18 protein-coding genes are annotated in these 25,247 nt (G+C 32.4%); 15 read left to right on the top strand and 3 right to left on the bottom strand.

The features are described from left to right. Positions 1-494: 494 nt before the first annotated feature. From DOK76_RS02130 to DOK76_RS02140, 3 genes are all read left to right on the top strand, one after another. On the top strand, positions 495-4,601 hold the full coding sequence (locus tag DOK76_RS02130) for a CDP-glycerol glycerophosphotransferase family protein (protein WP_206964652.1): 4,107 nt from the start codon (positions 495-497) through the stop codon (positions 4,599-4,601). A gap of 192 nt (positions 4,602-4,793) precedes the next feature. Next, entirely contained in the window at positions 4,794-6,695 is a 1,902-nt protein-coding gene (locus tag DOK76_RS02135) for a DUF6020 family protein (RefSeq protein WP_206964653.1), read from the top strand. A gap of 266 nt (positions 6,696-6,961) precedes the next feature. Continuing rightward, positions 6,962-8,539 carry a peptide chain release factor 3 gene (locus DOK76_RS02140; protein ID WP_206964654.1) on the top strand — a complete coding sequence of 526 codons (1,578 nt, stop codon included), beginning with the start codon at positions 6,962-6,964 and terminating at the stop codon, positions 8,537-8,539. 300 nt (positions 8,540-8,839) lie between these two features. Here the strand turns inward: DOK76_RS02140 and DOK76_RS02145 are convergent, their stop codons facing one another. From DOK76_RS02145 to DOK76_RS02155, 3 genes are all read right to left on the bottom strand, one after another. After that, positions 8,840-9,886, bottom strand: a complete 1,047-nt coding sequence (locus DOK76_RS02145) for an acyltransferase family protein (RefSeq protein ID WP_206964655.1) — start codon at positions 9,884-9,886, stop codon at positions 8,840-8,842. A 309-nt stretch (positions 9,887-10,195) separates the two neighbouring features. After that, positions 10,196-10,501 carry a DUF1827 family protein gene (locus DOK76_RS02150; protein WP_206964656.1) on the bottom strand — a complete coding sequence of 102 codons (306 nt, stop codon included), beginning with the start codon at positions 10,499-10,501 and terminating at the stop codon, positions 10,196-10,198. Positions 10,502-10,659: 158 nt separating this feature from the next. Then, positions 10,660-12,840: an ATP-dependent Clp protease ATP-binding subunit gene (locus tag DOK76_RS02155; RefSeq protein WP_206964657.1), complete on the bottom strand. Its 2,181-nt coding sequence runs from the start codon at positions 12,838-12,840 to the stop codon at positions 10,660-10,662. 196 nt (positions 12,841-13,036) lie between these two features. Between DOK76_RS02155 and ykzS the strand changes: the two genes are divergently transcribed. From ykzS to DOK76_RS02215, 12 genes are all read left to right on the top strand, one after another. Continuing rightward, positions 13,037-13,222 carry a protein YkzS gene (gene ykzS / locus DOK76_RS02160; protein ID WP_206964659.1) on the top strand — a complete coding sequence of 62 codons (186 nt, stop codon included), beginning with the start codon at positions 13,037-13,039 and terminating at the stop codon, positions 13,220-13,222. Positions 13,223-13,386: 164 nt separating this feature from the next. Next, on the top strand, positions 13,387-13,653 hold the full coding sequence (locus DOK76_RS02165; RefSeq protein ID WP_206964661.1) for a phosphocarrier protein HPr: 267 nt from the start codon (positions 13,387-13,389) through the stop codon (positions 13,651-13,653). Continuing rightward, positions 13,653-15,377 (top strand): phosphoenolpyruvate--protein phosphotransferase, encoded by a 1,725-nt coding sequence (gene ptsP / locus DOK76_RS02170; protein WP_206964663.1) that lies wholly within the window; start codon positions 13,653-13,655, stop codon positions 15,375-15,377. The genes DOK76_RS02165 and ptsP overlap by 1 nt, the downstream gene beginning before the upstream one ends. A 153-nt stretch (positions 15,378-15,530) precedes the next feature. Then, entirely contained in the window at positions 15,531-16,553 is a 1,023-nt protein-coding gene (locus DOK76_RS02175) for a glycosyltransferase family 4 protein (protein ID WP_206964665.1), read from the top strand. A 15-nt stretch (positions 16,554-16,568) separates the two neighbouring features. Further along, a complete protein-coding gene (locus DOK76_RS02180; protein WP_206964667.1) occupies positions 16,569-17,789 on the top strand; it encodes a glycosyltransferase family 4 protein in 1,221 nt (406 codons plus the stop codon). 15 nt (positions 17,790-17,804) lie between these two features. Continuing rightward, positions 17,805-18,827, top strand: coding sequence for a lysylphosphatidylglycerol synthase transmembrane domain-containing protein (locus DOK76_RS02185; protein ID WP_206964668.1), 1,023 nt, complete (start codon positions 17,805-17,807; stop codon positions 18,825-18,827). Positions 18,828-18,910: 83 nt separating this feature from the next. Then, on the top strand, positions 18,911-19,774 hold the full coding sequence (locus DOK76_RS02190; RefSeq protein ID WP_206964669.1) for an NAD(P)-dependent oxidoreductase: 864 nt from the start codon (positions 18,911-18,913) through the stop codon (positions 19,772-19,774). 102 nt (positions 19,775-19,876) lie between these two features. Beyond that, positions 19,877-20,110: a YkuJ family protein gene (locus DOK76_RS02195; RefSeq protein WP_206964670.1), complete on the top strand. Its 234-nt coding sequence runs from the start codon at positions 19,877-19,879 to the stop codon at positions 20,108-20,110. A gap of 72 nt (positions 20,111-20,182) precedes the next feature. After that, complete coding sequence (locus DOK76_RS02200; RefSeq protein ID WP_206964671.1) at positions 20,183-21,103, top strand: YfgM family protein; 921 nt, start codon at positions 20,183-20,185, stop codon at positions 21,101-21,103. A 108-nt stretch (positions 21,104-21,211) separates the two neighbouring features. Then, positions 21,212-22,495 (top strand): trigger factor, encoded by a 1,284-nt coding sequence (gene tig / locus DOK76_RS02205; protein WP_206964672.1) that lies wholly within the window; start codon positions 21,212-21,214, stop codon positions 22,493-22,495. 299 nt (positions 22,496-22,794) lie between these two features. After that, positions 22,795-24,045 carry an ATP-dependent Clp protease ATP-binding subunit ClpX gene (gene clpX, locus DOK76_RS02210; protein WP_206964673.1) on the top strand — a complete coding sequence of 417 codons (1,251 nt, stop codon included), beginning with the start codon at positions 22,795-22,797 and terminating at the stop codon, positions 24,043-24,045. 237 nt (positions 24,046-24,282) lie between these two features. Next, a complete protein-coding gene (locus DOK76_RS02215) occupies positions 24,283-25,191 on the top strand; it encodes a phosphate ABC transporter substrate-binding protein PstS family protein (protein WP_206964675.1) in 909 nt (302 codons plus the stop codon). Positions 25,192-25,247: the final 56 nt, after the last annotated feature.

The raw sequence follows: 25,247 nt of genomic DNA on the forward strand, positions 1-25,247 counted from the left end.
AAAGTTAAAACAGGTTGGATCAAATCGGTTGATTTTAACTAATTTTTTAGTTTAGGGTAGTTGTAGAATTAATTCGCCAATTGAGACATTATTATATGTGACAGATATTTATTTTGTTTACCCTTATTACTGATAAGAAAGAGAATAAATGAAAGATATACCTAATTACCTCGATAATATGTTTATAGAGGAACAGTTATACACGAGTATTTAAAATAGTTTATTTAGCTTGCTACAAAAAAATTAAAACCTGTTAGTAAGGAAGGCTTTAAGAAAGTAGTGTATATACTTTATCTAAGTGGCTAACTTAAAATTTGCAAATTAGAATAAAAAAATAGAAAGTAATAATTTATTACCTTCTATTTTTTTTATTTTAAANNATTTTAAAGAGTCCGCTGTCTCTTGTTTAAATTTTGTTTACGGTATAAAATAGACAACGATGATAGAAAAATCACTTGAGAATAGTGGTTTTAAAAGAAAGGATTGTTATTTGTTTGAAACAGAAGCTTAAAAAAATAAAAAATAGCCTATTCAAACGCTTTAAAAAAAGCAAATATTATTTTCCAATATTAAAAAAAATGTACACTGTAATGCGCATTGTACTACCAATTGATAAGAATTTAATTGTTTTTGAGAGTAATGTTGGAAAATCAATAGGGGATAGTCCTAAGGCTATATATGATAAATTACAAGAACTTGACTTACCTTATAAATATGTTTGGATTTATAATGGTTCAGACCCAATTTTTAATAATAATACTAAAACAGTTATACGACTGGGATTTAAATATTACTATTATTTAGCTAAAGCAGGTTATTGGGTAAATAATCAAAACTTTCCAACATATTTAGTAAAGAGAAAAAAAACAGTTTATTTACAAACTTGGCATGGTACTCCTTTAAAGAAAATGCAAAATGATTTAGACATTATTATTGGTAGAGATGCTACTTATCTAGAACGAGTCAACTTTGCTGTTAGTCAATGGGACTATTTAATCTCTCCAAGTAAATATGCTACTGAACATTTTAAAACAGCATTTAATTATCATAAAGAAGTTTTAGAAGTTGGTTATCCAAGAAATGACATATTTTATCAGGAAGAATCAATTCTTGAATTTACTAAAAATAAAGTTAGAAAAAGTCTGGGATTAGAAGGTGAATTTAGAAAAATTATCCTTTATGCACCAACTTTTAGAGATGATTCACTATCAAAATTTAATTTAGAATTAAATTTTGATCAGTTTACAGAAGAATTGGCCGATGAATATTTACTACTTGTTAGAGGTCATATGGCAACGGGGCAAAAAATTCAAATTCCTAAAAAATTTGAAGGAGATATATTGAACGTCTCTTCTTATCCAAATATTCAAGAATTATATTTGATTTCAGATTTGTGTGTTACTGATTATTCATCAGTTATGTTTGATTTTGCAAACACAAAAAGACCTGTACTTTTCTTTACATATGATTTAGATCATTATAAAGATAATCTTCGCGGATTTTATATGGATTTCATGGAAGAGGCTCCAGGTACTTTAGCAAAAACAACAGAGGAGCTCATAGAAGCAATAAAGAAATTAGAAAATAAACCGTTATCAGATAAGTATCAAAGGTTTTTTGATAAGTATTGTTATTTAGAAGATGGTAGAGCAGCTGAAAGAGTAATAGAAAAGGTGTTTGTTCCTGATTTAGCAAAAGTGAAACGTCTAGTGAAACCTAATGATATTCAAGAAGAAGCAAATGTAAATATTGATATGTCAGTAATAAACGATTCTTTTAGTATAGACATAGATAAAAGTAATAAATTGATTTTATGTAATGATACGCTTTCAATTTCTCTTCCTAATACTGGGAGTAGCTATGTGTTAAGTGAAAATGAACTTAATAATATATTCTCAGAAGATCAGGGGCAAGCAGTATTTATGATGGAGGGTCAAAAAGATTTTAATGTAGACAAATTTTTGTCAGAATCAATACTGTCTTTATCACTAAAAAATGATGTTTATTATTTATCAGTTAATCAGAAAAATAGACTAGTTGTGGATAAGAATCAAAGTCCTAATCTTACGGGGTATTATTTAAAGCATCGGGTCTTAAAAAATGAAATTACAGATGGTTATATTATATTTAATTTTGAAGCGATAACATTACAGAGTAAAAAGATTTGTATTAATCAAGTTTTGTGGGATAAACAAAGTAGAATTTTAAAAAAAGAAATGCTAGAAGAAGTTTTAACAGAAGAAATAAGTTCAGGTGTATATAAGCATACAGGGCAAGCGATTTTTGATAGAGGCGATTTATTAAATCTGTCTGAAGAAACAGAGATTTGTGAAGAAGAAATACTAGAGCTTTGTTTTGGTATTGAAATTATTGAAAAAAATAGTCAGCAAATTATTATCTGTGATCAATTTTGGTTAGATAAGGAAAATACGTATTCTGAAAAAATTGATCTTAATAATTTATATTGTCTGTCACTATTTTCTCCTGACGAACTAGGAAAGGCTATTTTAAAATTATCTTTTGTTTCAAAAAGTTTTTATAATAATCAAATTATAAATAATTCAGTAAATTTATCTAGCTATCTTTCTGATGTTAGCGAAATAGATGAAGTTCAAACGTTTTTCTATAAAATGAACTATTTAGGGCTTGCAAAACTGAAGCCTAATATTATATCAGCGATTGTTAAAAATGATAAGTTTGTACTGAAAAAACCACTAGTATTGGGTTCTTTGTATTTGAAAAATAAAGACTTAGAAAAAGAAATTTTGGTAAATGAAGTCGGTGATTATGAAATTAGTAAGAAAGATATTAATAGTGTGATTGGTATGTCAAACTCAATATCATTAGTTGATAGTAATCGACAACCTATTTCTGTAGATTTTTATAATCAATTATCAGGAGAGAATAGATTAGAATTATCAGGTTTAAAAAATAGTTATTATCTGTATAAAGGAATTGCTAATAATTTAAGAATCAGTAAAAACGTTCTTCCTTCGTATAAGAGCTATTATATAAACCATTCAACTGAAAAAATAACTTCAGATGGAACATTTTTTTCTATAGAGCTGACTGTCCGAACTCAGTTTTATGCGTTGGAGAGTGTTTTGGGAAGAGTTAAATTGAGAGGAACGAAAGTGTTTTCGGAAGTCAATGGTGAAGTTATTTCTACTAAACATCAAGTAAATGGATATGTTATTAATAAAGTCCGTTTAATATTCTCTGCAGAAAATATTTTTTCTGTAGCACGAAATGTAGAGAGTCGTTTATATAATTATGATATATTTGATTTTATGTTTTCTTTTACTTATCAGAATCAATCCGTGGATCCATTTGTTCTATATTTGAAGTTTGGCGATATAGTTGAAGAGACACTTCATTTACATTCTGATAATATGTTTTTATTCTTTTACCCAACACTTAGTGGTAATCTATCAGCAAAAATGACACTTATCAGTGAAGAAGTTTATGAATACTACATAAAACAAATAGATAGACACTCTAACTTCCCAGGAAATAAAAAATTAGTAGTATTAGTCACAGAGTATCCTCATAAAGCACAAGATACGGGATTAGCCTATTTTAAATATTTAGTAGATAATCATTCAAATAAGCTTGATGTATATTATCTAATTAGCACCATTACAAAAGATATCGACAATTTGGAAGGTTATATGGATAACGTGGTTTACTATAAATCTAAGGAACATATTGACGTTTTTCTAAATGCTGATATTTTAGCAAGTAGTCATGGAACTAACTATGCTTGTCCTGTAGTTGATAAAGTATCAAAAGTTATACTTCAAGAAAAATTTAAAGTTTTCTTACAACATGGAATATTAGGTGTCAGAGATATGACCCATTTATATGGAAAAAATGAAGATAATCCATTTACAAACTTGTTTGTGACAAGTTCAGAACGTGAAAGAAAAATGATAATTGAAGAATTTGGATATAAATCTAATGAAGTTGTATTATCAGGGCTACCTCGTTTCGATCGATTGTTTGAAAATTTAAATAAAAATAAAAGTAAATTAGATACAGTAATAATAATGCCTTCCTGGAGAGAGGGACTGGACAATAAAACTCTTGATGAATTCAAACAATCGCTCTTTTTTAAATCCTTTAATGAATTATTGACTAGTGAAGAATTAAAAAATTTAGCAGAGAAAAATAAAATAGCATTTAAATTTTATTTACATACTAATTTCCAAAAGTATACTTCATGTTTTACTTCTGATTTCATTGAAATATTAACTGAGGGGAAACAAACTGTACAAGATCTTCTTATTGAAAGTGATTGTTTGATTACAGATTATTCAAGTGTAGGCTTAGACTTTGCTTTAATGGAAAAGCCAATAATTTATTATCAATTTGATAGTGAAATAAAAAATTCAAGAAATGTATTAAATCATCATTTTTTCCCGGGTGAGATTAAACGAACAGTTCATGATATAGTAACAGAATTTGAATATCTTGTTAAACATCCTAAGATGAGAGAGCAACATCTTTCTAAACTAGATGATTTGTACTTATATCGTGATACACATGCAAATGATAGAATTTATGAGGCAATGATTAGAGAGTACAAGAACTATAAATAAAAGAATATTTAGTAATGTTTTTTTAGACTGATATACTTAAATAAGTTATCAGTCTTTTTTTAGGAATATAGGAAACTACATCCCTAAAAACAAGTAAATTATTAAAATATATCCTAGAAACAATAGGTTGTTTAAATAGTGAAATCAGTATAATATAAATAAGTTAGTAGTAATTATATAGGAGGCCTTTTTATGAAAAATCGAGATTATATCATACTCGTAAGTCAGTCTATTTTTTTTACAATAGGACTGTTATTTATCTTTGATGATAGTAAACCTTTTGAAGTAGCTTTTAAAAATAGCATGATGAAGAGTGGAGTATTATCAACAGTATTATTTTTAAGTTTTTTTTATATCTTATATACTAAAAAAACATTTTTTTATGAGATAAAGCTGTCTTTCATCCAGTGGTTAATTAGTTTATTCTTAGCATTTAATCAGCTTTTCAGAGTATCTTTACAATCAACTCAAAATTTAGATGTGATATTTAAATCAATACCAAATGTAATTGTAAGCCTAATAATTTTGTATACCTTTACTTTTATATTTAATACTATTCAAGGAGTCATTGAGAAGTTATTACAAAGAGAATATAGTCCGTTGGAATCCGAATCTAAAATAATGAATAAGTTTTATAAGAACCCTTTTCTATTCTCATTTATACTTATTATTATTTGTTGGATACCAATAATATTAATCAATTATCCTAGTATTTTAGTGGTAGATGCTTTTAGACAAATGCGCCAGTACTATGGTGAGGTTCCAATTGCTAATGCGCATCCACCAATTCATACAATAATGTTTGGTCTAAGTATTGATTTAGGTCGAAAACTTGGTTCAGCGGATTTGGGTTTGTTTTTAAGTAATGTTCCTCAGATTTTATTAACTGCAACTGGGTTTTCTTTAACAAGTGTAACATTAAAGCGATTGAGGGTTCCTAAATTTATACTATATATTAATCTCATTATTGGGTGTTTTAGCCCAGCTATTTTAGGAATGTTGATGGTCAGTACAAAGGATTTACTTTTTTCAAGTTCAGTTTTAGTTCTTTATAATATTGTAGTTCTTTATCTAATTATTGAAAATAAAAAAGTTAAAGATAGAGTATTCTACGGTATATTCTTTATTATTATGTCAACGCTAGTGATACTATTCAGAAAAAATGGAATTTTCATGATTTATCCAATACTTTTAATTTTTATGATTAAAACAATAATCAGTACTGTTAGTGTAATAAAAAATAAAGGTAAAGATAAGACAAGCATACTGATTTCATTGGGGGTTACTGTGATTCTGTTTATTCCGATTTTTCTTTCTCAAAAAATAGATAACGCACTGGAAATGAAGTATTCGATGGAAGAAGATGTGAAAAAAAGTGAGATGCTCTCAATTCCATTTCAGCAAACTGCACGCTATGTAAAAAAATATCCTGAAGAAGTTACTAGCTCTGAAGAGAAAGTTATTAGAAAAGTACTAGATTACGAGAACCTCGAAAAACTTTATGTACCACACGTCTCAGACAATGTGAAACGAACAAACCCGAGAGATACAACAAAGGAAGAATTTAGAGAGTACTTTATAACTTGGTATAAAATGTTTTTAAAACATCCAGAAGTATATGTTGAAGCTACAGCAAGTCAGAATTATTATATGTTTAGTTTTGAAAATCTGAATAATTATTATATGTATCTAGAAAATGGATATTATAAAAAGAAAAATGTTCCAGAGGGAGAGAAATATCAAGAGATAATGTCTAAATTAGGGATAACTCATAGAGATAATAAAATGGGAATTCAGGCTAATTTAGTTAGAGTATATAAAATGATTGATAGTATACCTATTTTGAATTTTATTAGTAATTTTTCTGTTTGGATTGTACTGTTATTATTAATGTTTGGTATTTCAATAAAGAAAAAATGTTATCAAACTTTACTATTAACAATTCCAATGATAATGCTTTTAGCAACGATATTTGCAGGTCCCATAATAAGAGGGTATGTGAGATATGGATTACCATTTATTTTAGTAGGCCCACTTTTAATAGGCATGTTATTTTTCGAAACGAATAAAGAGAAAAATAAAATAATTTTGTAAGTGTTATTAATGTTTAAGTCGTTTACTATAGTGTAATCATATATCTATAAATCATGAAATGAAGCTATTAATAAATTCATTTCATGGTTTTTAATTTTTTAGTGAATCATTCGATAGAAAAGACTATCTATTATAGAAATATTAGTTCTCCTTGTGAGAGATTAAGGTTTTATATAAATTCACTTTGAGTAAATATCATGCTATAATTAACAATGTTTTGATAACAAGTAACTTTAGATAATTATGAAATAGTTAAGGAGAATATTATGGCTTTTAACCAACAACATGAAGTTGATCGTAGAAGAACATTTGCGATTATTTCCCATCCGGATGCTGGGAAAACAACAATTACTGAGCAATTACTTTTATTCGGTGGAGCTATTCGTAGCGCGGGTACTGTAAAGGGTAAAAAAACAGGAAATTTTGCCAAGTCTGACTGGATGGATATTGAGAAACAAAGAGGGATTTCTGTTACCAGTTCAGTGATGCAATTTGATTTTGATGACAAACGAGTTAATATTTTAGATACACCTGGACATGAGGATTTTTCTGAAGATACGTATCGTACCCTGATGGCAGTGGATAGTGCTGTTATGGTGGTTGATAGTGCTAAAGGGATTGAGGCACAAACTAAGAAATTATTCCAAGTTTGTCGTATGCGCGGGATTCCAATTTTCACCTTCATTAATAAATTAGATAGAGATGGTCGTGAGCCATTAGATTTATTAGAAGAGTTAGAAGAAGTATTAGAGATTGATTCATATCCAATGAACTGGCCGATTGGTATGGGAAAAGGATTTGAAGGCTTATATGATATTTTCAACAAACGTGTTGAAGTTCATCGTCCAGAACGATTCGATGGTGAGAGATTCTTACCATTGAATGAAGAGATGTCCTTAGAGATGGATCATCCTTTAAAACAACTATCGATTTTTGATCAAGTTCAAGAAGATGTAGAATTATTACTAGAAGCAGGAAATGAGTTTTCAGAGGAAAAAATTGCTAAAGGTGAATTAACACCAGTTTTTTTTGGATCGGCTTTAACAAACTTTGGTGTAGAGACTTTCTTAGAAACATTTTTACAATTTGCACCTGCTCCTTCAGCTCATAAAACAAAAAATGAGGAAGAAGTTAGTCCTTACAGTGAAGATTTTTCAGGCTTTGTCTTTAAAATCCAAGCCAATATGAATCCAGCTCACCGTGACCGTATTGCTTTTGTTCGTATTTGTTCAGGTTCTTTTGAGCGTGGTATGGACGTGAAATTATCTCGTGATGGCAAAAAAATTAAACTAAATAATTCGACGCAGTTTATGGCGGATTCTCGTGAACAAGTTGAAGAAGCTGTTGCTGGAGATATTATTGGTTTGTATGATACTGGAAACTATCAAATAGGAGACACGATTTACACAGGTAAAGATAAAATCGAATTTGAAGATTTACCATCATTTACACCTGAATTATTTATGCGAGTAACAGCTAAAAACGTTATGAAGCAAAAATCATTCTATAAAGGATTAAATCAGCTAGTTCAAGAGGGTGCTATTCAGCTTTATAAAACCTATTTAACAGAAGATTTCATTATCGGCGCTGTTGGACAATTACAGTTTGAGGTGTTTAAACACCGTATGCAAGGTGAGTACAACACAGAAGTGATTATGGAACCAATGGGTACTAAAATCGCTCGTTGGATTGAACCAGAGCAACTAGATGAAAAGATGAGTTCAAGTCGAAATATTTTAGCAAAAGACCGTTTCGACCAACCATTATTCTTATTTGAAAATCAATTTGCAATGCGTTGGTTTGCTGATAAGTATCCAGAAGTTACGTTGAAAAGTTTGTTATAAAAAGCTTTATCTCAATGTAGGTTTAATTGATAGAATGGTTAAACAAATTTTAAAAGGCAACGAAGGTCGATCGACTTTAGTTGCCTTTTTTTCTATTTTGTTAATGCTATCTTATAATATGTAATTTTGAAAACAAGCAAAACAACAAGAAACCCTGTTGAAAAATAGCTTGATTTATCAACAGGATTTAGTGTATAGCCAAAAAAGGTTATACTGGTTCCACTTTTAATGAATTAAAAAGGATTAATGAATCAATTTTAGATTCACTAATCCTTAGTTTGTTAATGTATAATTCATGGTTTATATTTGTTTATAAACTGAAGGAGAGAGTAGTTTATTGATTTGTGGCATTAAATATTGATCAAATAAAATTGCCATAATAAGACTAGAAATAAAACTAATTGTAATAAAAGTAAAGAAATGAGAATTAACACCTAGATGAGTAAGAAGCATCATAGGGATTCGTTGAAGTGTATAAATACTAAATATGTGAGTTCCCAAGAAATGTAGAAAAGAATTATTCAAGCTAACTTTCATTGTGAATAATAAAATAAAAATCATAAAACAGCCCATCCAAATAGTATAATATTTAATATTATTAAATATTTCTGGTCTGGTTAAAACTGAAAGTAGTAATGTTACAGCAAGTATACTTAAATAAATAATATTGTTTTTTAAGTATTTTTCAATTTTTTTATATATCAGTGAGTAAAAAATACCAAAAGGATAGCAAATAATAGTATTGTATGTATATGCAGGTCTATCAATCCTCATAGAAATATAAACAACACCTATTGTTAGTAGTGTAAGTAAAAATAAAGATAACCAATTATTCTTGAGTGATTTGAAGCAGATAAGTGTGAAGAAATATAATATTATAATAGCTGTAATATACCAATTACTATTACCAATCGAACCCAATGTTGTCAAAGCAAATAAAAAGTTTTTGAGAGTTATTGTGTTACCAATAATCATATTAGTTAACAAAAATAAAAATACGGCAATGTCAACTTGTATAAATAATGTGATTATTTTTTTGGGAAATGTATTGAGGTAGTTATGTCCTTTTCGTTTAATACTTTCCATTACACCAAACCCAGAATAAAACAAAAAAGTTACAACAATTGCTTGATTTAGAAATGATGAAATGAAAAGAAAGGTGTCATGATATGGTCCTGATAAATTCATATAACTTTTGGCGTGAGACAAAAAAACAAGAAAAACAAAAATACCATTGATAGTTGTTGTTTGCTTTTTGTCTAAATAATTTGTAAAAATAGAGTCATTATCTATAAATTTAGCGTTTGCAAAAATAGAGATGACCAATAATAAGAATATAATTGACATGGTGAGATTCCTTTCGAGAAGTCTAAATGGTTTATTTGTTAGTAAAAATTTAAGACTAAAGATTACTTTTAGTTTAAATGATTAAGTATAATTAACTATTACATTATAGATTAGAGGAACAAGTGTAATCAAGATGGATTTCTTTAAAATATTGTTTTTTTTCAATATTTTTTGATATAGATGAAAAAGTATTCAGAGAAAAAGATTCGTACCTCTGATGGTGGCAAGAAAAATAGCCATGAGTAAATACATTTTAAGAATGTATACTCATGGCTATTAAAAATCGTAACCTCTTTTAAATTAGTCTTTTTAAACTACAGTTTTCTTTTTCACTGGTACCAACATTGAAATTTCAACGAGGCCTTTGCTTCGAATGATATCTAGATCTGAGCTATCAATGCCTCGACTGAGAATGACATTTAATACATGATCTACTTCAAAATCTTTTACTTCACGTGTCTTGTTCACAATAACAACCTCAATATGAGTATCGGCGATACTATGAACTACCAATGTCTTCCCTAAAGAGTAGACTTTGACATAGTTAGCATCTGTATTTTCCAATTGCTTAGAGACAAGCCTTGCATAGCTGTTAGTCACATCGATTAATTTCATTCTAATCACCTCTCCCTGTTATTTTCATAGACTCCTTCTATACTTCTATTATACCATAAAAAAACTGTTGTTAGTGAGATAACGCTTTTTCTTTTCTCTTTTAATACTAATTGATTTTTAATGTTTAATACAAATATAATATTGAGTAGGAAACAGGATTATTTACTTGAAACTACTATTTGATTTTCTTCTAAAGTAGCGACTAGATTTTTTTCAGTAGGGTTGTCTAGGTAGAAGTCTGCAATACCGTCTTCAATTTGTTCTTGGATCACTCTTCTCAAAGGACGAGCCCCCATTTTAGGGTCGTATCCAAGTTCAACTAATTTTTCTTTAACTTCCTTAGTTGCTTCAATATGAATGTCCTGATCTTTAAGCAAATGATTGACTTCGTTAAGCATAAGAGAAACGATACTTAGTAAGTTTTCTTTAGATAAAGGTTTGAATTCGATAATACCATCGAAGCGGTTAAGGAATTCAGGTTTAAAGAAGTTGGTTAATTGGCCTAAGACCGACTGACTTGAGCCATCTAAAGTAGCACCAAAGCCAACATTAGCCTCTATAGCACCAGTACCAGCGTTACTAGTCATAATGATTAAGGTATCTTTAAAGCTTACAGTGCGTCCTTTAGCATCTGTTAAACGACCATCTTCTAGAATTTGTAAAAACATATGCAAGACATCAGGGTGAGCTTTTTCAATTTCATCTAGAAGAACTAAGCTGTAAGGTTTTCTACGCACACGTTCTGTTAATTGACCAGCTTCTTCATAGCCTACATAGCCAGGAGGAGAACCGATTAATTTTGAGACACTATGTTTTTCCATATACTCACTCATATCAAAGCGAATCATGGCTTCTTTATCTCCAAATAATTCAAAAGCTAATTGTTTAGCTAACTCGGTTTTACCGACACCTGTTGGCCCTACAAATAGGAAAGAACCAATTGGACGATTCTTGTTATTTAAGCCAATTCGGTTACGCCTGATAGCACGAGAAACTTTATCAACAGCATCATCTTGTCCAATGACATGTTGCTTGATGTCGGTATCTAAATGTTTCATTTGTGTTTGTTCTTTTTCTTTTAACTCACCCACTGGAATCCCTGTCATTATTTCAACAACTTGTTCCATGTCCTCAATCGTCACAACAGGCATGTCTTCATCAGCCACTTGTTTTTCTTTTAAGTTGGTTAGATTTTTGACTTGGTCACGGTAGTAGGCAGCTTTTTCAAAGTTTTCCTCATTTGAGGCAAGTTCTTTTTGCTTTTCAGCTTCTGCTAGTCGTTCTTCAATGACTTTTGGATCTAATGATTGAATCGTTAGATTTTTCTTGGAACCTGTTTCATCGAGTAAGTCGATCGCTTTGTCAGGTAAGAAACGATCTTGGATAAAGCGGCTAGAAAGTTTGACAGCACCAAGAATGGCTTCTTCTGTATAAGTTACATGATGGAAGTCTTCGTAGCGTTTTTGAATTCCTTTTAGAATAGTCACTGTTTCTTCTTCAGTTGGTTCTTCTACTCGTACAGGTTGCATACGTCTTTCAAGAGCCGCATCTTTTTCGATGATACGATACTCAGAAAGGGTAGTGGCACCAACCATCTGTAATTCACCTCGAGCAAGAGCTGGTTTTAAGATATTACCAGCATCCATATTGCCATCTCCAGCACTTCCAGCACCAACAATTTCATGGACCTCATCAATAAAGAGGATGATTTGTGGATTTTCTTTTAACTCAGTGATGAGTTGTTGCATTCTTTCTTCAAATTGTCCTCTGATGCCTGTACCTTGAACTAAAGAAGCTACATCAAGACGAATGACTTCTTTGTTGATTAGTTTTTGAGGAACATTACCTTCAACAATTCTTAAGGCTAGACCTTCAATGACAGCTGTTTTACCCACACCAGGCTCACCAATGAGTACAGGGTTATTTTTAGTTCGCCTGTTTAATATTTCAATCACACGAGTAGTTTCTTCATCACGTCCAATGACTGGATCAATGTTTCCATTACGAGCTTCTTCAGTTAGGTTTTCACCAAACTCTTGTAAAAGAGATTGATGTGATTGATTTGGAGGCATAGGCGGTCCTATGCGACCTGTTTGTGTATTAGGAATTTGAGGGTCTTGTGTTTGTCTATTGTTTTGTTCTTGTAATTGGCGGAATAAATCATTAAGGGATCCAAACCCAAAAGGATCTTGACTCATGCGTTCTCTGTGTGCCATGTCTTCTTGCTGTTTGATTTGACGATAGCATTGTTGGCACAAGTCAATTTGTTTTTTCTGACCTTGAACACTTGTGTATAGATGAATAGTTGCTTCATTTGTTTGACAATTTTGGCAAAGCATAGATTCACGCTCCTTTGTTTTTTTATAAAGGTCGAGATTTATTGTTGACCTTTTCTGACCTTAGTTTATTATAACGCATTCTCATATTTACTTTCAAGAAATTACTCTTTTCTTCTATTAAATGTCAAGGATAGAAAAATAGACAAAAAATGATATACTATTAACATCAATTAAGAAGAAAGGAGGATTACCTAGCATGAATTCCTATACAGAAAAAATAGAAAGTTTATTATCAGAAGAAATCACAGAGTTAGTCGTTGAGAAAGACGAATTTTATCAATTTAGAGAAGCCTGGGTAGCCCATCCCAAAAAGAATATGATTGTGGGAGAAGCTAGTTTGGGTGGAAAAGTTATCTACCGAAAAGATAAGCAAAATTTATAAGAAAGTTTGTTATGATAACGATTTCTCAAAGGAAATAAGTTGTTTCTAGATTTAAAACATGGTATTCTTTATCATTGAAAGGGTTATTTTTTTTAAACGTAATATTGTTTTAAAAAAGGTAAACTCTCAAAATCAAATTCGATTACAGAGGAGAATGATTTATTATGGAAAAAAAAGATTTTCATGTAGTAGCAGATACAGGTATTCACGCACGTCCAGCAACTTTATTAGTTCAAACTGCAAGTAAATTTAGCTCAGACATCAACTTAGAATACAAAGGTAAATCTGTAAACTTAAAATCAATCATGGGCGTTATGTCTTTAGGTGTTGGCCAAGGTGCTGATGTAAGTATTACAGCTGAAGGTGCTGACGCAGTGGAAGCTATCGCAGCAATCGAAGAAACAATGAAAAAAGAAGGTTTATCAGAATAATGACAAAGCAATTAAAAGGTATTGCCGTAAGTGATGGTATTGCAGTTGCAAAAGCTTATCTTTTAGTTGAGCCAGACCTTTCATTTGAAAAAAAATCAATTGAAAACGTCGATCAAGAAGTTGCTCGTCTTGCTGATGCCCTAACACAATCAACAGCTGAGTTACAAGCAATTCGTGATAAAGCTGCTAAAAGTTTAGGTGAAGAAGAAGCGCAAGTGTTTGATGCTCATTTAATGGTACTTTCAGATCCAGAATTAATTGGTTCTGTTGAAGGAAACATTAAAGATAACAATGTTAACGCAGAATCAGCATTAAAAGAAGTAACAGATATGTTTATCGGTATGTTCGAAAGCATGGTGGATAATCCTTACATGCAAGAAAGAGCTGCTGATATTAAAGACGTAACAAAACGCATTATGAGTCATTTAGTAGGCGTTAAATTACCAGATTTATCAATGATTAACGAAGAAGTTATCATTGTTGCTGAAGATTTAACACCAAGTGATACAGCTCAGTTAGACCGTAACTTTGTCCGTGCCTTTGTAACAAACATTGGTGGACGTACATCTCACTCAGCTATCATGGCTCGTTCATTAGAAATCCCAGCAGTTGTAGGAACTAAAAATATCACAGAAGCAGTATCTGAAGGCGACATATTGGCTTTAGATGGTAGTTCAGGTGAGGTTATTGTTAATCCTACTGCTGAAGAAATTGCTGAATTCGAAAGTAAAGCGAAGGCTTTCGCTGAATTAAAAGCAGAATGGGAAAAATTAAAAAATGCTCAAACAGTAACAGCTGATGGCAAACATTTCGAATTAGCAGCTAACATTGGAACACCTAAGGATTTAGAAGGTGTTAATGGAAATGGTGGAGAAGCAGTTGGTTTATACCGTACTGAATTCCTATACATGGATTCACCAGACTTCCCAAGTGAAGATGATCAATTCGAAGCTTATAAAGCTGTTTTAGAAGGTATGAATGGTAAACCAGTTGTGGTTCGTACAATGGATATCGGTGGAGACAAAGAGTTACCATACTTGAAGTTCCCTGAAGAAATGAACCCATTCTTAGGTTACCGTGCTATTCGTATCTGTTTAGCAGAAGATGCTATGTTCCGTACACAATTACGTGCACTTTTACGTGCATCAGTTTATGGTAACTTACGTATCATGTTCCCAATGATTGCTACATTACAAGAATTCCGTGATGCTAAAGCAATGTTATTAGAAGAAAAAGCTAAATTAGTTTCTGAAGGTGTTGAAATTTCAGAAGATATCCAAGTAGGTATTATGATTGAAATTCCAGCAGCAGCAGTTATTGCTGACAGATTTGCTAAAGAAGTGGACTTCTTCAGTATCGGAACAAATGACTTAATTCAATACACAATGGCTGCAGACCGTATGAACGAACGCGTTTCTTACCTTTACCAACCATATAACCCTGCAATTTTACGTTTAATTAAAAACGTAATCGACTCAGCTCATGCTGAAGGTAAATGGGCTGGTATGTGTGGTGAGATGGCTGGTGATCAAACAGCTGTTCCATTATTAGTAGGTTTAGGCTTAGACGAATTTTCAATGAGTGCAACAAGTATTTTACGTACTAGAAGCTTAATGAAACGTCTTGATTCAGCTAAAATGGCTGAATTAGCTAACAAAGCAATCTCTGAATGCGATACAGCAGAAGAAGTTGTGGCATTAGTAGAAGCTTATACAGCTGAATAAAAAAGTTTGGAGAGGTTGACTTAATTTTAGTCAACCTTTCTTTTTGTTTTTTAATGGTGAGGAATATGTTATAATTAAAACTTGTAAACTCGGACTCTAGTAGGAGGAATTCCTCTGTTGTTTCGAGTATAGTGATAAACAAGGAGTGAAATAATGCTGAAGATTAACATGTTTTCTTCCGCTGACAAAGTGAAAGGCCAAGGAGTAGGCAGTGCCTATAACGAATTGGTTAAGATGTTGAAAGATAAATTTCCAGAAGAGTTTGAGATAAATATTAATCAATATAGTCAGTCAGACATCTCTCATTACCATACAGTTGATCCTTTTTTTTATGTATCAACTTTCTTTAAGAAAAGAAGAGGCGTTCGAATCGGTTATGTTCATTTTTTACCAGAAACATTAGAAGGTAGTATCTCACTTTTTGGTCCTTTTCAAGCCATATTCAACCGTTACTTGATTTCATTTTATAAGAGAATGGATCAATTAGTTGTAGTCAATCCTTCTTTTATTGAAAAGTTAGGTGAAGCAGGAATTGATACTAGCAAAGTAACTTACATTCCTAACTTTGTATCAAAAGATGTGTTTTATGAAGCAGAAGAATCTGATAAAATAAAATGGAAAAAAGAAGCAGGATTTAAAGAAGACGAGCTAATTGTCTTAGGATCAGGACAAATTCAACAACGAAAAGGTCTAGATGATTTTATTAAATTAGCCGAAGATAACCCCGATATCCAATTTGTTTGGGCAGGTGGTTTTTCATTTGGAAAAATTACAGATGGGTATGATCGCTATAAAAAAGTCTATGATAATCCACCTAAGAATTTGATGTTTACAGGAATTGTTGAGAGAAGCGAGTTAGTTAAATACTATAATTTAGCTGATTTATTTTTATTACCTTCTTTTAACGAGTTGTTTCCAATGTCTATCTTGGAAGGCTTTAATTGTGGAACACCTATTATGTTAAGGGATTTAGAGTTGTACCACTCTATTATTGAAGGTAGTTATATAAGCACACAAGACGTGGCAGATATGCAAGAAGCTTTAACTAAAATAAACAGAGACCGAGAGTTGCTGACACCTTTTAAAGAAAAATCTAGAAAACTAGGTCAGTATTATTCAGAAGAAAATGTGTCTCAACTTTGGTATGATTATTACCATCAAAATAGCCATAAATAAAAGGAGGCGAAGGTTGTGAAGATTGGTTTTTTTACAGATACCTATTTTCCACAAGTAAGTGGTGTTTCAACATCTATTAGAACATTAAAAGAAGAACTTGAAGCACTGGGACATGACGTTTATATCTTCACAACAACTGACCCCAATGTTAAAGAGTTAGAAAATCGTATTATTCGGATGCCAAGTATTCCTTTTATCTCATTTAAAGAGCGTCGTGTCATCATTAGAGGCATGTTGTATGCTTATTATGTGGCAAAAGATTTAGAGCTTGATATTATTCATACTCATACCGAGTTTGGTTTAGGCTTTTTAGGGAAACAAGTAGCTAAAGCTTTACGTGTTCCTTGTATTCATACATATCACACGATGTATGAGGATTATTTACACTATATTGCTAATGGAAAGTTGATTCGACCTATTCATGTGAAGCAGTTTTCTAAAGTGTATACGGCTCATTTGTCGGCTATTGTTTGCCCAAGTCAGCGAGTAGTGGATAAATTAACAGAGTACGATATCGAAGTACCTAAGTATATTATTCCAACAGGTATCGATATTTCAAAATTTAAAGCAGTGGAACAAACAGAAATTGAAGCAATAAAAAATCGTTTTGAGATAACGGATGAGCATTTGTTTTTACTTTCTGTTAGCCGTATTTCTTATGAAAAAAATATTCAAACTATTTTACAAGGGATGCCAGAAGTGATTCAAGAGTTACCTCAGGCTCGTTTAGTGATAGTTGGGGACGGTCCTTACAAAAAAGACTTAGAAGAATTAGTTGAGTCTATGAATCTGAGTGATTATGTCTATTTTTCAGGGGAGATTCCAAATGAAGATATATCAGCCATTTATCAGGCAGCAGATATTTTTGTGAGTGCTTCTGATTCAGAGACTCAAGGTTTGACTTACACAGAAGCAATGGCCGCTAAAACACAAGTGGTGGCAAAAGGGAATGCGTACTTAGATCCTTTGTTTGATGATTTAAGTTTAGGGCTGACCTATCCATCCAATGATGATTTTGCCCAAAGCTTGATTACTTATGCCAAAGAGAAACATCCGACGAATGAGGCTATTTTAAAAGAAAAGCTTTTTGAAATATCAAGTGTTGCCTTTGGACAGAATGTAGAACGTCTTTATGAAAAAATAATCAGTACCTATGTTGAAGTGCCAGAAGAAGAGTTGGCAGAGAACGAAGAGGACGAAGATGGTTTAAGTTCTTTGAGAATTTTTAGAAAATAAAGTATGAGGTAGTCTATGAATAAAAAAAATAGTATCTCCTTGGTAGTTGTTTTTTTACTTGGCTTTTTAGTAATTTGGAATGAATTACGCCAAGTAAATCTCAATGAATTTTTACTCGAAGTTACTAAGGTGAATTGGTATTGGATTGGTGTGGCGATTTTACTCATGCTAGTTCATTGGGGGATTGAAGCTAAAATCACTCAAACCTTTTTAAAGAAAACAAACCCAGAATATTCCATGAAAAATGCTTACCGGATTCCATTAATTCAACATCTGTTTAACGCGATTACGCCTTTTTCAACAGGAGGCCAGCCGGCTCAAATAGTGGCTCTTGGTACTTCAGGTGTTGATTATGGTGTAGCAGCTTCCGTTTCGTTGATGAAATTTGTGGTCTATCAAGTATGGGTAGTGATTAATTTTGTGGTGTGTCTAGTTTTTGGCTTTCAGTGGGTATCTACTAACTTCCATAAATTATCTTATCTGATTGTGTTAGGTTTTATCGTTCATTTTATCGTTGTTTTTTGTTTGCTACTAGTCATGTTTTGGCATAGTTTAGCACAAAAAATAGTAACGGGGACCTTTAATTTATTAAGAAAAATTAAGTTAGGGAGACGATTAGTCAAATACGAACCGACCGTTATGGAAAAGTTGGAAAACTTTTACGAACAAAGCCATGCCATGAAACAGGCACCAAAATTAATGGTGAAGACGAGTTTGCTAACGATATTACAATTAATCGTTTATTATGTTGTACCTTATTTTGTGTTACTAGCTCTTCATATTGAGGATGTTAATGTCTTTAAAGTTATTGTGTTTCATGCCTTTATTATTATGATTATTTCACTATTCCCAATACCTGGAGGCACAGGTGGTGCTGAATATAGCTTTAGTTTATTGTTTGGCACTTTTGTAAGTGTTCCAGGAAAATTAGTATTAGCCATTTTCCTTTGGCGAATTGTGACCTATTACTTAGGAATAGTCCTAGGACTTGTTGCCTTAATGGTAAAACCAACTAAAGAAATCAAAGAGCTTAGCTAAGAAGAGATTCTAAAAGTTAAGCTCTTTCTTATTGCCCTTCTTTTGTCTATAATGGATATATGACAAAAGAAGAGGTGAACCAAATGAAAAAAATAGGTTTTATTGGAACAGGTGTTATGGGTTCTTCTGTAGTGAAGCATTTATTAAAAGCAGATTATGAGGTAGTCGTGTATAACCGAACCAAAGCAAAAACAGATGAATTGGTTCAACTAGGAGCAGTGTGGCAAGAAACACCTAAAAAAGTGACTGAAGCCAGTGAACTTATTTTTACCATGGTAGGATTTCCTGAAGATGTGGAACAAACTTATTTTGGTGAAGAAGGTATTTTTGCAGCAGATGTGACTGGTAAAATAATGATTGATATGACGACTAGTACGCCGTCTTTAGCTAAAAAAATTGCTGACCGAGCTAAATTTAGCCGTGGGTTTGCGCTTGATGCACCCGTATCAGGTGGAGATTTAGGAGCTAAAAACGGAACGTTAACCACAATGGTTGGTGGTGACGAGGAAATTTTTGAGGAAGTTAAAGACATACTAGCTGTTTTTAGCAGCAAAGTTAACTTACAAGGAAAAGCAGGTAGTGGTCAACACACAAAAATGGCCAATCAAATCATGATTGCTGGAACTATGACTGGTATGACGGAATTATTAGTTTATGCAAAAGCAGCTAAATTAGATATTGAAAAGGTGCTAGATACAGTGGGTGGCGGTAGTGCTGCTAACTGGTCATTAACTAATTATGCCCCTCGAATCTTAAAAGAAGATTACACGCCAGGCTTTTTTGTGAAACATTTTGTTAAAGATTTAAATATTGCCCTAACAGAAGCAGAGAAAATGGGTATCGAACTTCCTGCAACAAAAGAAGCAAGAGACCTATATAATCAGTTAATGACGCAAGGTTTTGAAAATGATGGCACCCAAGCTCTCATTAAACTATGGTGGTCGTAAAAAAATATTTGAAAGTTTATTGAAAAAAATAAGTTTTTTGAATGCATGTTAGTCGTCTTTCTGTTACAATAAAGCAGAAGAAATTTGAAGGAGGCTAGCTCTATGAAAAATTCTAAACTATCGGCAATTATTAAACGTTTGAGCGCCATGGTAGAGGCAAACGATTCAGAGGTACAAGTTCGTCGTTTCGAACATGAAGGACAAGAGCGATGCATCGTAACATTTGACAGCAGTACTGAAATGTTCGAGTTAACAGAATCTGGTTCTCAACAAGTGTATCAATTTGATGACATTGATTTAGTAGCATTGGAAATTTTCGAATTATTACAAGATTAATGTGTATGATAAAAGAGAAGGGATGACTTAGGTGTCCCTTCTCTTTTTATATAGAGAGGATGGAGTGACTAAATGATCGAATTACCAGAATTATTTGAAAGACATATGACTTTAGGCAAACAAGCAGTTAAAGACGGCAACTTAGAAGAGGCCAGAAGTCATTTTGAAGATGCATACGGATTAAAAGATGATATGGAAGCTAATGTTTCTTTGGTTAACGTCTTAGTTGCTTTGAAGGAATACCAAGAAGCATATGATATCTTAAAAGAGAAAAAAAAAGTTTATTTAGAAGAAACGTCTTATCAAGGTATTTATTTTCAAGTACTCCTACATCTAAAGCTATTTTTAGATATAGAAAAACTATTTGTCAGCTATCAAGGTGAGGATTATGAGACACTAAAAAAAGACTATACCCTTGTAAGAGACTATCAGCTACTAACTAATAAAGAGTTTTATACTGAGCTAGTGACTTCTTTAAAATCCTTAGAAATAGGTCCTGTTGGAAGAGAGCGTGTTCTCTTAAACAAACTTAACTATTTACCTAAAAAAGAAGCAGTTGATGTGATTAAAGAGTTGCTACTGAGAGAAGACGTATCGATATTCATACGTTCAGGACTTCTGCAACACTTAGTTCAGTTAGAGTTATCAGAGCCGGTAATGATTTTGACAATCAAAGGTGAAAAGAAAGAAGTGATTCCTAAGGAGTTACCTCTTATGAAAGAGCTGTACCAGGATAATCAAGTCGTAAGTGGTTTACGTGCTTACTTTGAGCAAAATAATCCAAGCCTAATAGAAGAAATCGAAAAGATGTTAAAACTCTATCTTGGTTGTTTGTACCCGTTTAGTAATGACTTAATGAAACCAGAAGAAGAATGGTTGAATCTTTATAAGCTGAAATACGGTAATTTAAATAACGCAGACATCTCAAAAGAGGTTCTTTGGTTACAAGAAAAACTGGATAAAGAAGTATCTAGTTTATTATCTAATGGGTAAAGGAAGTCATTGAAAAAATGTTTACATTTTTAGGTCTTTAGTGTAAGATTGAAAGGTATGTTAAGGAATTAAAAAAATGACAAATAGATAATGTGGAGGTACATATTAATGTCTGCAAAATGGGAAAAAACAGGAACTAACGAAGGTACTTTAACTTTTGAAATCGCTGAAGAAAAAATCCAAGAAGGATTAACAGCTGCATTTAACAAAGTGAAAAAAGATATTAGCGCACCAGGATTCCGTAAAGGAAAAATTAACCGCCAAATGTTTAACAAAATGTACGGAGAAGAAGCATTATATGAAGATGCTTTAAATCACGTATTACCAGAAACATATAGTGCTGCAATCGATGAAGCTGGAATTGAGCCTGTTGCTCAACCAAACATTGATGTTAAAAGCATGGAAAAAGGTCAAGCATGGGTAATCACTGCTGAAGTAACTGTAAAACCTGAAGTAAAATTAGGTGAATACAAAAACTTAACAGTTCCTGCTCAAGACCGTGAAGTAACTGATGCTGATGTTGAAGCTAACTTAGCTTCAAAACAAGCTAGCCAAGCTGAATTAGTTATTAAAGAAGACGCTGCTGTAAACGGCGACACTGTTGTTATTGACTTTGAAGGATTCAAAGGCGAAGAAGCATTTGAAGGTGGAAAAGGTGAAAACTATTCATTAGAATTAGGATCAGCTTCATTCATTCCAGGATTCGAAGATCAATTAGTAGGAACAAAAGCTGGAGACGCTGTAGAAGTTAAAGTAACTTTCCCAGAAGAATACCAAGCTGAAGATTTAGCTGGACAAGATGCTATCTTTAAAGTAACTGTTCACGAAGTTAAATCAAAAGAATTACCAGAATTAGACGATGAGTTTGCTAAAGATGTTGACGATTCAGTTGAAACTTTAGACGAATTAAAAGCTAAAATTAAAGAAGAATTAACAGCAGCTAAAGAAGAAGCAGCTAAAAACGCTATCGAAGAAGCAGCTATTGCTAAAGCAGTAGAAAACGCTGAAATCGTTGAATTACCACACGTAATGGTTCATGACGAAGTACACCGTGGCATGAACGAATTCTTAGGTAACATGCAACGCCAAGGTATTTCTCCTGAGTTATACTACCAAATGACTGGTACAACTGAGCAAGATTTACATGTACAATTCGAAGGTGAAGCAGAAACAAGAACTAAAACTAACTTAGTGATTGAAGCAATCGTTGCTGCTGAAAACTACGAAGTAACTGACAAAGATATTGATGCTGAAATCAAAGATTTAGCAGCACAATACAACATGGACGAAAGTGCTGTACGTGGCGCTTTAAACAATGACATGTTAGCTCATGACATTAAAATGAAACGTGCTGTAGATGCAATCGTTTCATCTGCTAAAGAAGAAGCTTAATTTTAAGAATGTAAAGAGGTTGTGACAGAAGTGTTCAGCTTCAAGAAACAAAATGGAAATCATGAGAATCGCTTTTCGAATTTTTGCGAGTTCCCTTTATTTTTCGAAGCAGCTACTTCTGCAATACTGTTTATTCTAAAAAAAGGAGGCTGACTCATCAGAGTTAGTCTCCTTTTATTTTGTAAGGGAATATTAAGGAAACACCTTTTTTAATGCATAGAATAAATTGTTATGTTAGAATATACGGGATGACAACAAAAGGCTGATAAATAAGCTTTTGTTCAACAGGAGGGAAGTCTATGTACGACAATACAGATGAGAATAACGATGTGCGTTGTTCCTTTTGTGGCAAATCACAAGATGAAGTAAAAAAATTAGTAGCAGGCCCTGGCGTTTATATTTGTAATGAGTGTATTGATTTATGTAAAGAAATCATCGATGAAGAAATTCAAGAAGAAATCTCATCAGATTTAATTAATGTCTTAAAACCTAAAGAAATTTTAGAGATTTTAAATGAATACGTTATTGGTCAAGAGCGTGCGAAGCGTGTGTTGGCTGTAGCTGTTTATAACCATTACAAACGTGTCCAACAAATAGCTTTAAATGAAGAAGAAGATATTCAAGATGAAGTAGAACTTCAAAAAAGTAATATTTGTTTAATTGGACCAACAGGATCAGGTAAAACATTCTTAGCCCAAACACTAGCTAAAACATTAAATGTGCCATTTGCGATTGCAGATGCAACTAGTTTAACAGAAGCGGGTTATGTAGGGGAAGATGTGGAAAACATTCTGTTAAAACTACTACAAGCAGCTGATTACAATGTAGAAAAGGCCCAACGTGGTATTATCTACATCGATGAAATTGATAAAATTGCTCGTAAAAGTGAAAACGTGTCAATTACTCGTGACGTTTCAGGTGAAGGTGTTCAGCAAGCTTTACTAAAAATTCTTGAAGGAACAGTTGCTAGTGTGCCACCTCAGGGAGGACGTAAACATCCGCAACAAGAATTAATTCAAATTGATACAACAGAAATTCTTTTCATTGTTGGAGGAGCCTTTGCAGGAATTGAAAACATTGTTAAAGAACGTTTAGGTGAAAAAATCATTGGATTTGGTACAACGAATAAAAAACGTGACGAAGAAATCAGTATTATGTCACAAATTATTCCAGAAGATTTACTGAAATTTGGGTTAATTCCTGAGTTTATCGGTCGATTACCTGTCATTGCTTCATTAGAAAAATTAACTGAAGCAGATTTAGTTCGTATCTTAACTGAGCCTAAAAATGCCTTAACCAAACAATACAAGAAACTCTTGTCATTAGATGAAGTAGCTTTAGAGTTTACACCAGGAGCTCTTAATTCAATTGCTAACCAAGCCATTGAAAGAGACACTGGAGCTCGTGGGTTACGTTCGATTATTGAGCATGTGATGATGAATGTGATGTATGAAATCCCAACTCGTGAAGATGTGGAAAAAGTTGTTATCACAAAAGAGGCAGTTATTGGCGAAGGTCAACCAGAATTACAAATTAAAAAAGTTAGTTAATAACTATTAGCCAAAAATCCTACTCATAATTGAGTAGGATTTTTTGTTATGACTGAAAAAAAGGTTACCTTGTTGTTATAAAGTTTACTTTGTTTTGACAAAAAAGAAGACCCATGTAAAAAAAATCAATAAAAAAGAGATGTTTACCAAACTTTTACAAAGAACAGACATTATTTTTTACAATGACTTGTTACACTCTGTTTGTAATCAAAACAAACAAAGGAGATTTTCACAACTATGAAAAAAATATTATTGTCATTAACTACTGTCGGAGTTTTATTTACATTAGCAGCATGTGGTGGAGGTAATGGCACAAAAGATTCTGCTTCTTCAACAGGCGAAAGCAAAAAAGAATCAGGAGCTAAAACAGAACAAGTTTCAATTACTGCGGTAGGATCAACTGCGATTCAACCATTAGCAGAAAAAGTAGCAGAAATTTACATGACAGATAATCCTAACTACTCAATCACAGTTCAAGGTGGCGGTAGCGGTACTGGTCTGACTCAAGTATCAACAGGAGCTGTGGATATTGGTAACTCAGATGTGTACGCAGAAGAAAAAGATGGTATTGATTCAAGTAAAATAGATGATCACAAAATTGCAGTGATTGGTATTGCTCCTGTTGTTAACAAGGAAGCAGGCGTTAAAGATATCACTAGCCAACAATTAAAAGATATTTTCACTGGTAAAGTGACTAACTGGAAAGAAGTAGGCGGTAAAGATTTAGAGATTCAATTAATCAACCGTGCTGAAGGTAGTGGAACTCGTGCAACATTTGAAACATGGGCATTAGATGGCGAGAAAGCTGCTAAAGGTCAAGAACAAGATTCATCTGGAACAGTTAAAAAAATCGTTGCTGAAACACCAGGAGCTATTAGTTACTTAGCATTCTCTTACATTGATGATTCATTAACAGGATTAAGCATTGATGGCGTAGAACCAAAATACGAAAATGTTGTAGATAACAAATGGAAAATCTGGGCTTATGAGCATATGTACACTCAAAAAGACGCTAAAAAAGAAGTATTAGATTTTGTTGAGTACATGAAGAGCAAAGACGTTCAAGAAAATGTCATCAAAGAATTAGGTTATGTGGCTATCAGTGACATGAAAGTTGAACGTGATATGAAAGGAAACATTAAATAGTTTAAGGCATTTAAAAGCGTGTCCATTCTATGGTATAGTGTAAACAATTAACAAAT

The organism is Candidatus Vagococcus giribetii, from assembly GCF_017316185.1.
Lineage (GTDB): Bacteria > Bacillota > Bacilli > Lactobacillales > Vagococcaceae > Vagococcus > Vagococcus giribetii.

Bases quoted from the DNA above. Each gene is read 5' to 3' on its own strand.
- DOK76_RS02135 (WP_206964653.1), top strand. From the start codon at position 4,794: ATGAAAAATCGAGATTATATCATACTCGTAAGTCAGTCTATTTTTTTT.
- DOK76_RS02140 (WP_206964654.1), top strand. From the start codon at position 6,962: ATGGCTTTTAACCAACAACATGAAGTTGATCGTAGAAGAACATTTGCG.
- DOK76_RS02145 (WP_206964655.1), bottom strand. From the start codon at position 9,886: ATGTCAATTATATTCTTATTATTGGTCATCTCTATTTTTGCAAACGCT.
- DOK76_RS02150 (WP_206964656.1), bottom strand. From the start codon at position 10,501: ATGAAATTAATCGATGTGACTAACAGCTATGCAAGGCTTGTCTCTAAG.
- DOK76_RS02155 (WP_206964657.1), bottom strand. From the start codon at position 12,840: ATGCTTTGCCAAAATTGTCAAACAAATGAAGCAACTATTCATCTATAC.
- ykzS (WP_206964659.1), top strand. From the start codon at position 13,037: ATGAATTCCTATACAGAAAAAATAGAAAGTTTATTATCAGAAGAAATC.
- DOK76_RS02165 (WP_206964661.1), top strand. From the start codon at position 13,387: ATGGAAAAAAAAGATTTTCATGTAGTAGCAGATACAGGTATTCACGCA.
- ptsP (WP_206964663.1), top strand. From the start codon at position 13,653: ATGACAAAGCAATTAAAAGGTATTGCCGTAAGTGATGGTATTGCAGTT.
- DOK76_RS02175 (WP_206964665.1), top strand. From the start codon at position 15,531: ATGCTGAAGATTAACATGTTTTCTTCCGCTGACAAAGTGAAAGGCCAA.
- DOK76_RS02185 (WP_206964668.1), top strand. From the start codon at position 17,805: ATGAATAAAAAAAATAGTATCTCCTTGGTAGTTGTTTTTTTACTTGGC.
- DOK76_RS02190 (WP_206964669.1), top strand. From the start codon at position 18,911: ATGAAAAAAATAGGTTTTATTGGAACAGGTGTTATGGGTTCTTCTGTA.
- DOK76_RS02195 (WP_206964670.1), top strand. From the start codon at position 19,877: ATGAAAAATTCTAAACTATCGGCAATTATTAAACGTTTGAGCGCCATG.
- DOK76_RS02200 (WP_206964671.1), top strand. From the start codon at position 20,183: ATGATCGAATTACCAGAATTATTTGAAAGACATATGACTTTAGGCAAA.
- tig (WP_206964672.1), top strand. From the start codon at position 21,212: ATGTCTGCAAAATGGGAAAAAACAGGAACTAACGAAGGTACTTTAACT.
- clpX (WP_206964673.1), top strand. From the start codon at position 22,795: ATGTACGACAATACAGATGAGAATAACGATGTGCGTTGTTCCTTTTGT.
- DOK76_RS02215 (WP_206964675.1), top strand. From the start codon at position 24,283: ATGAAAAAAATATTATTGTCATTAACTACTGTCGGAGTTTTATTTACA.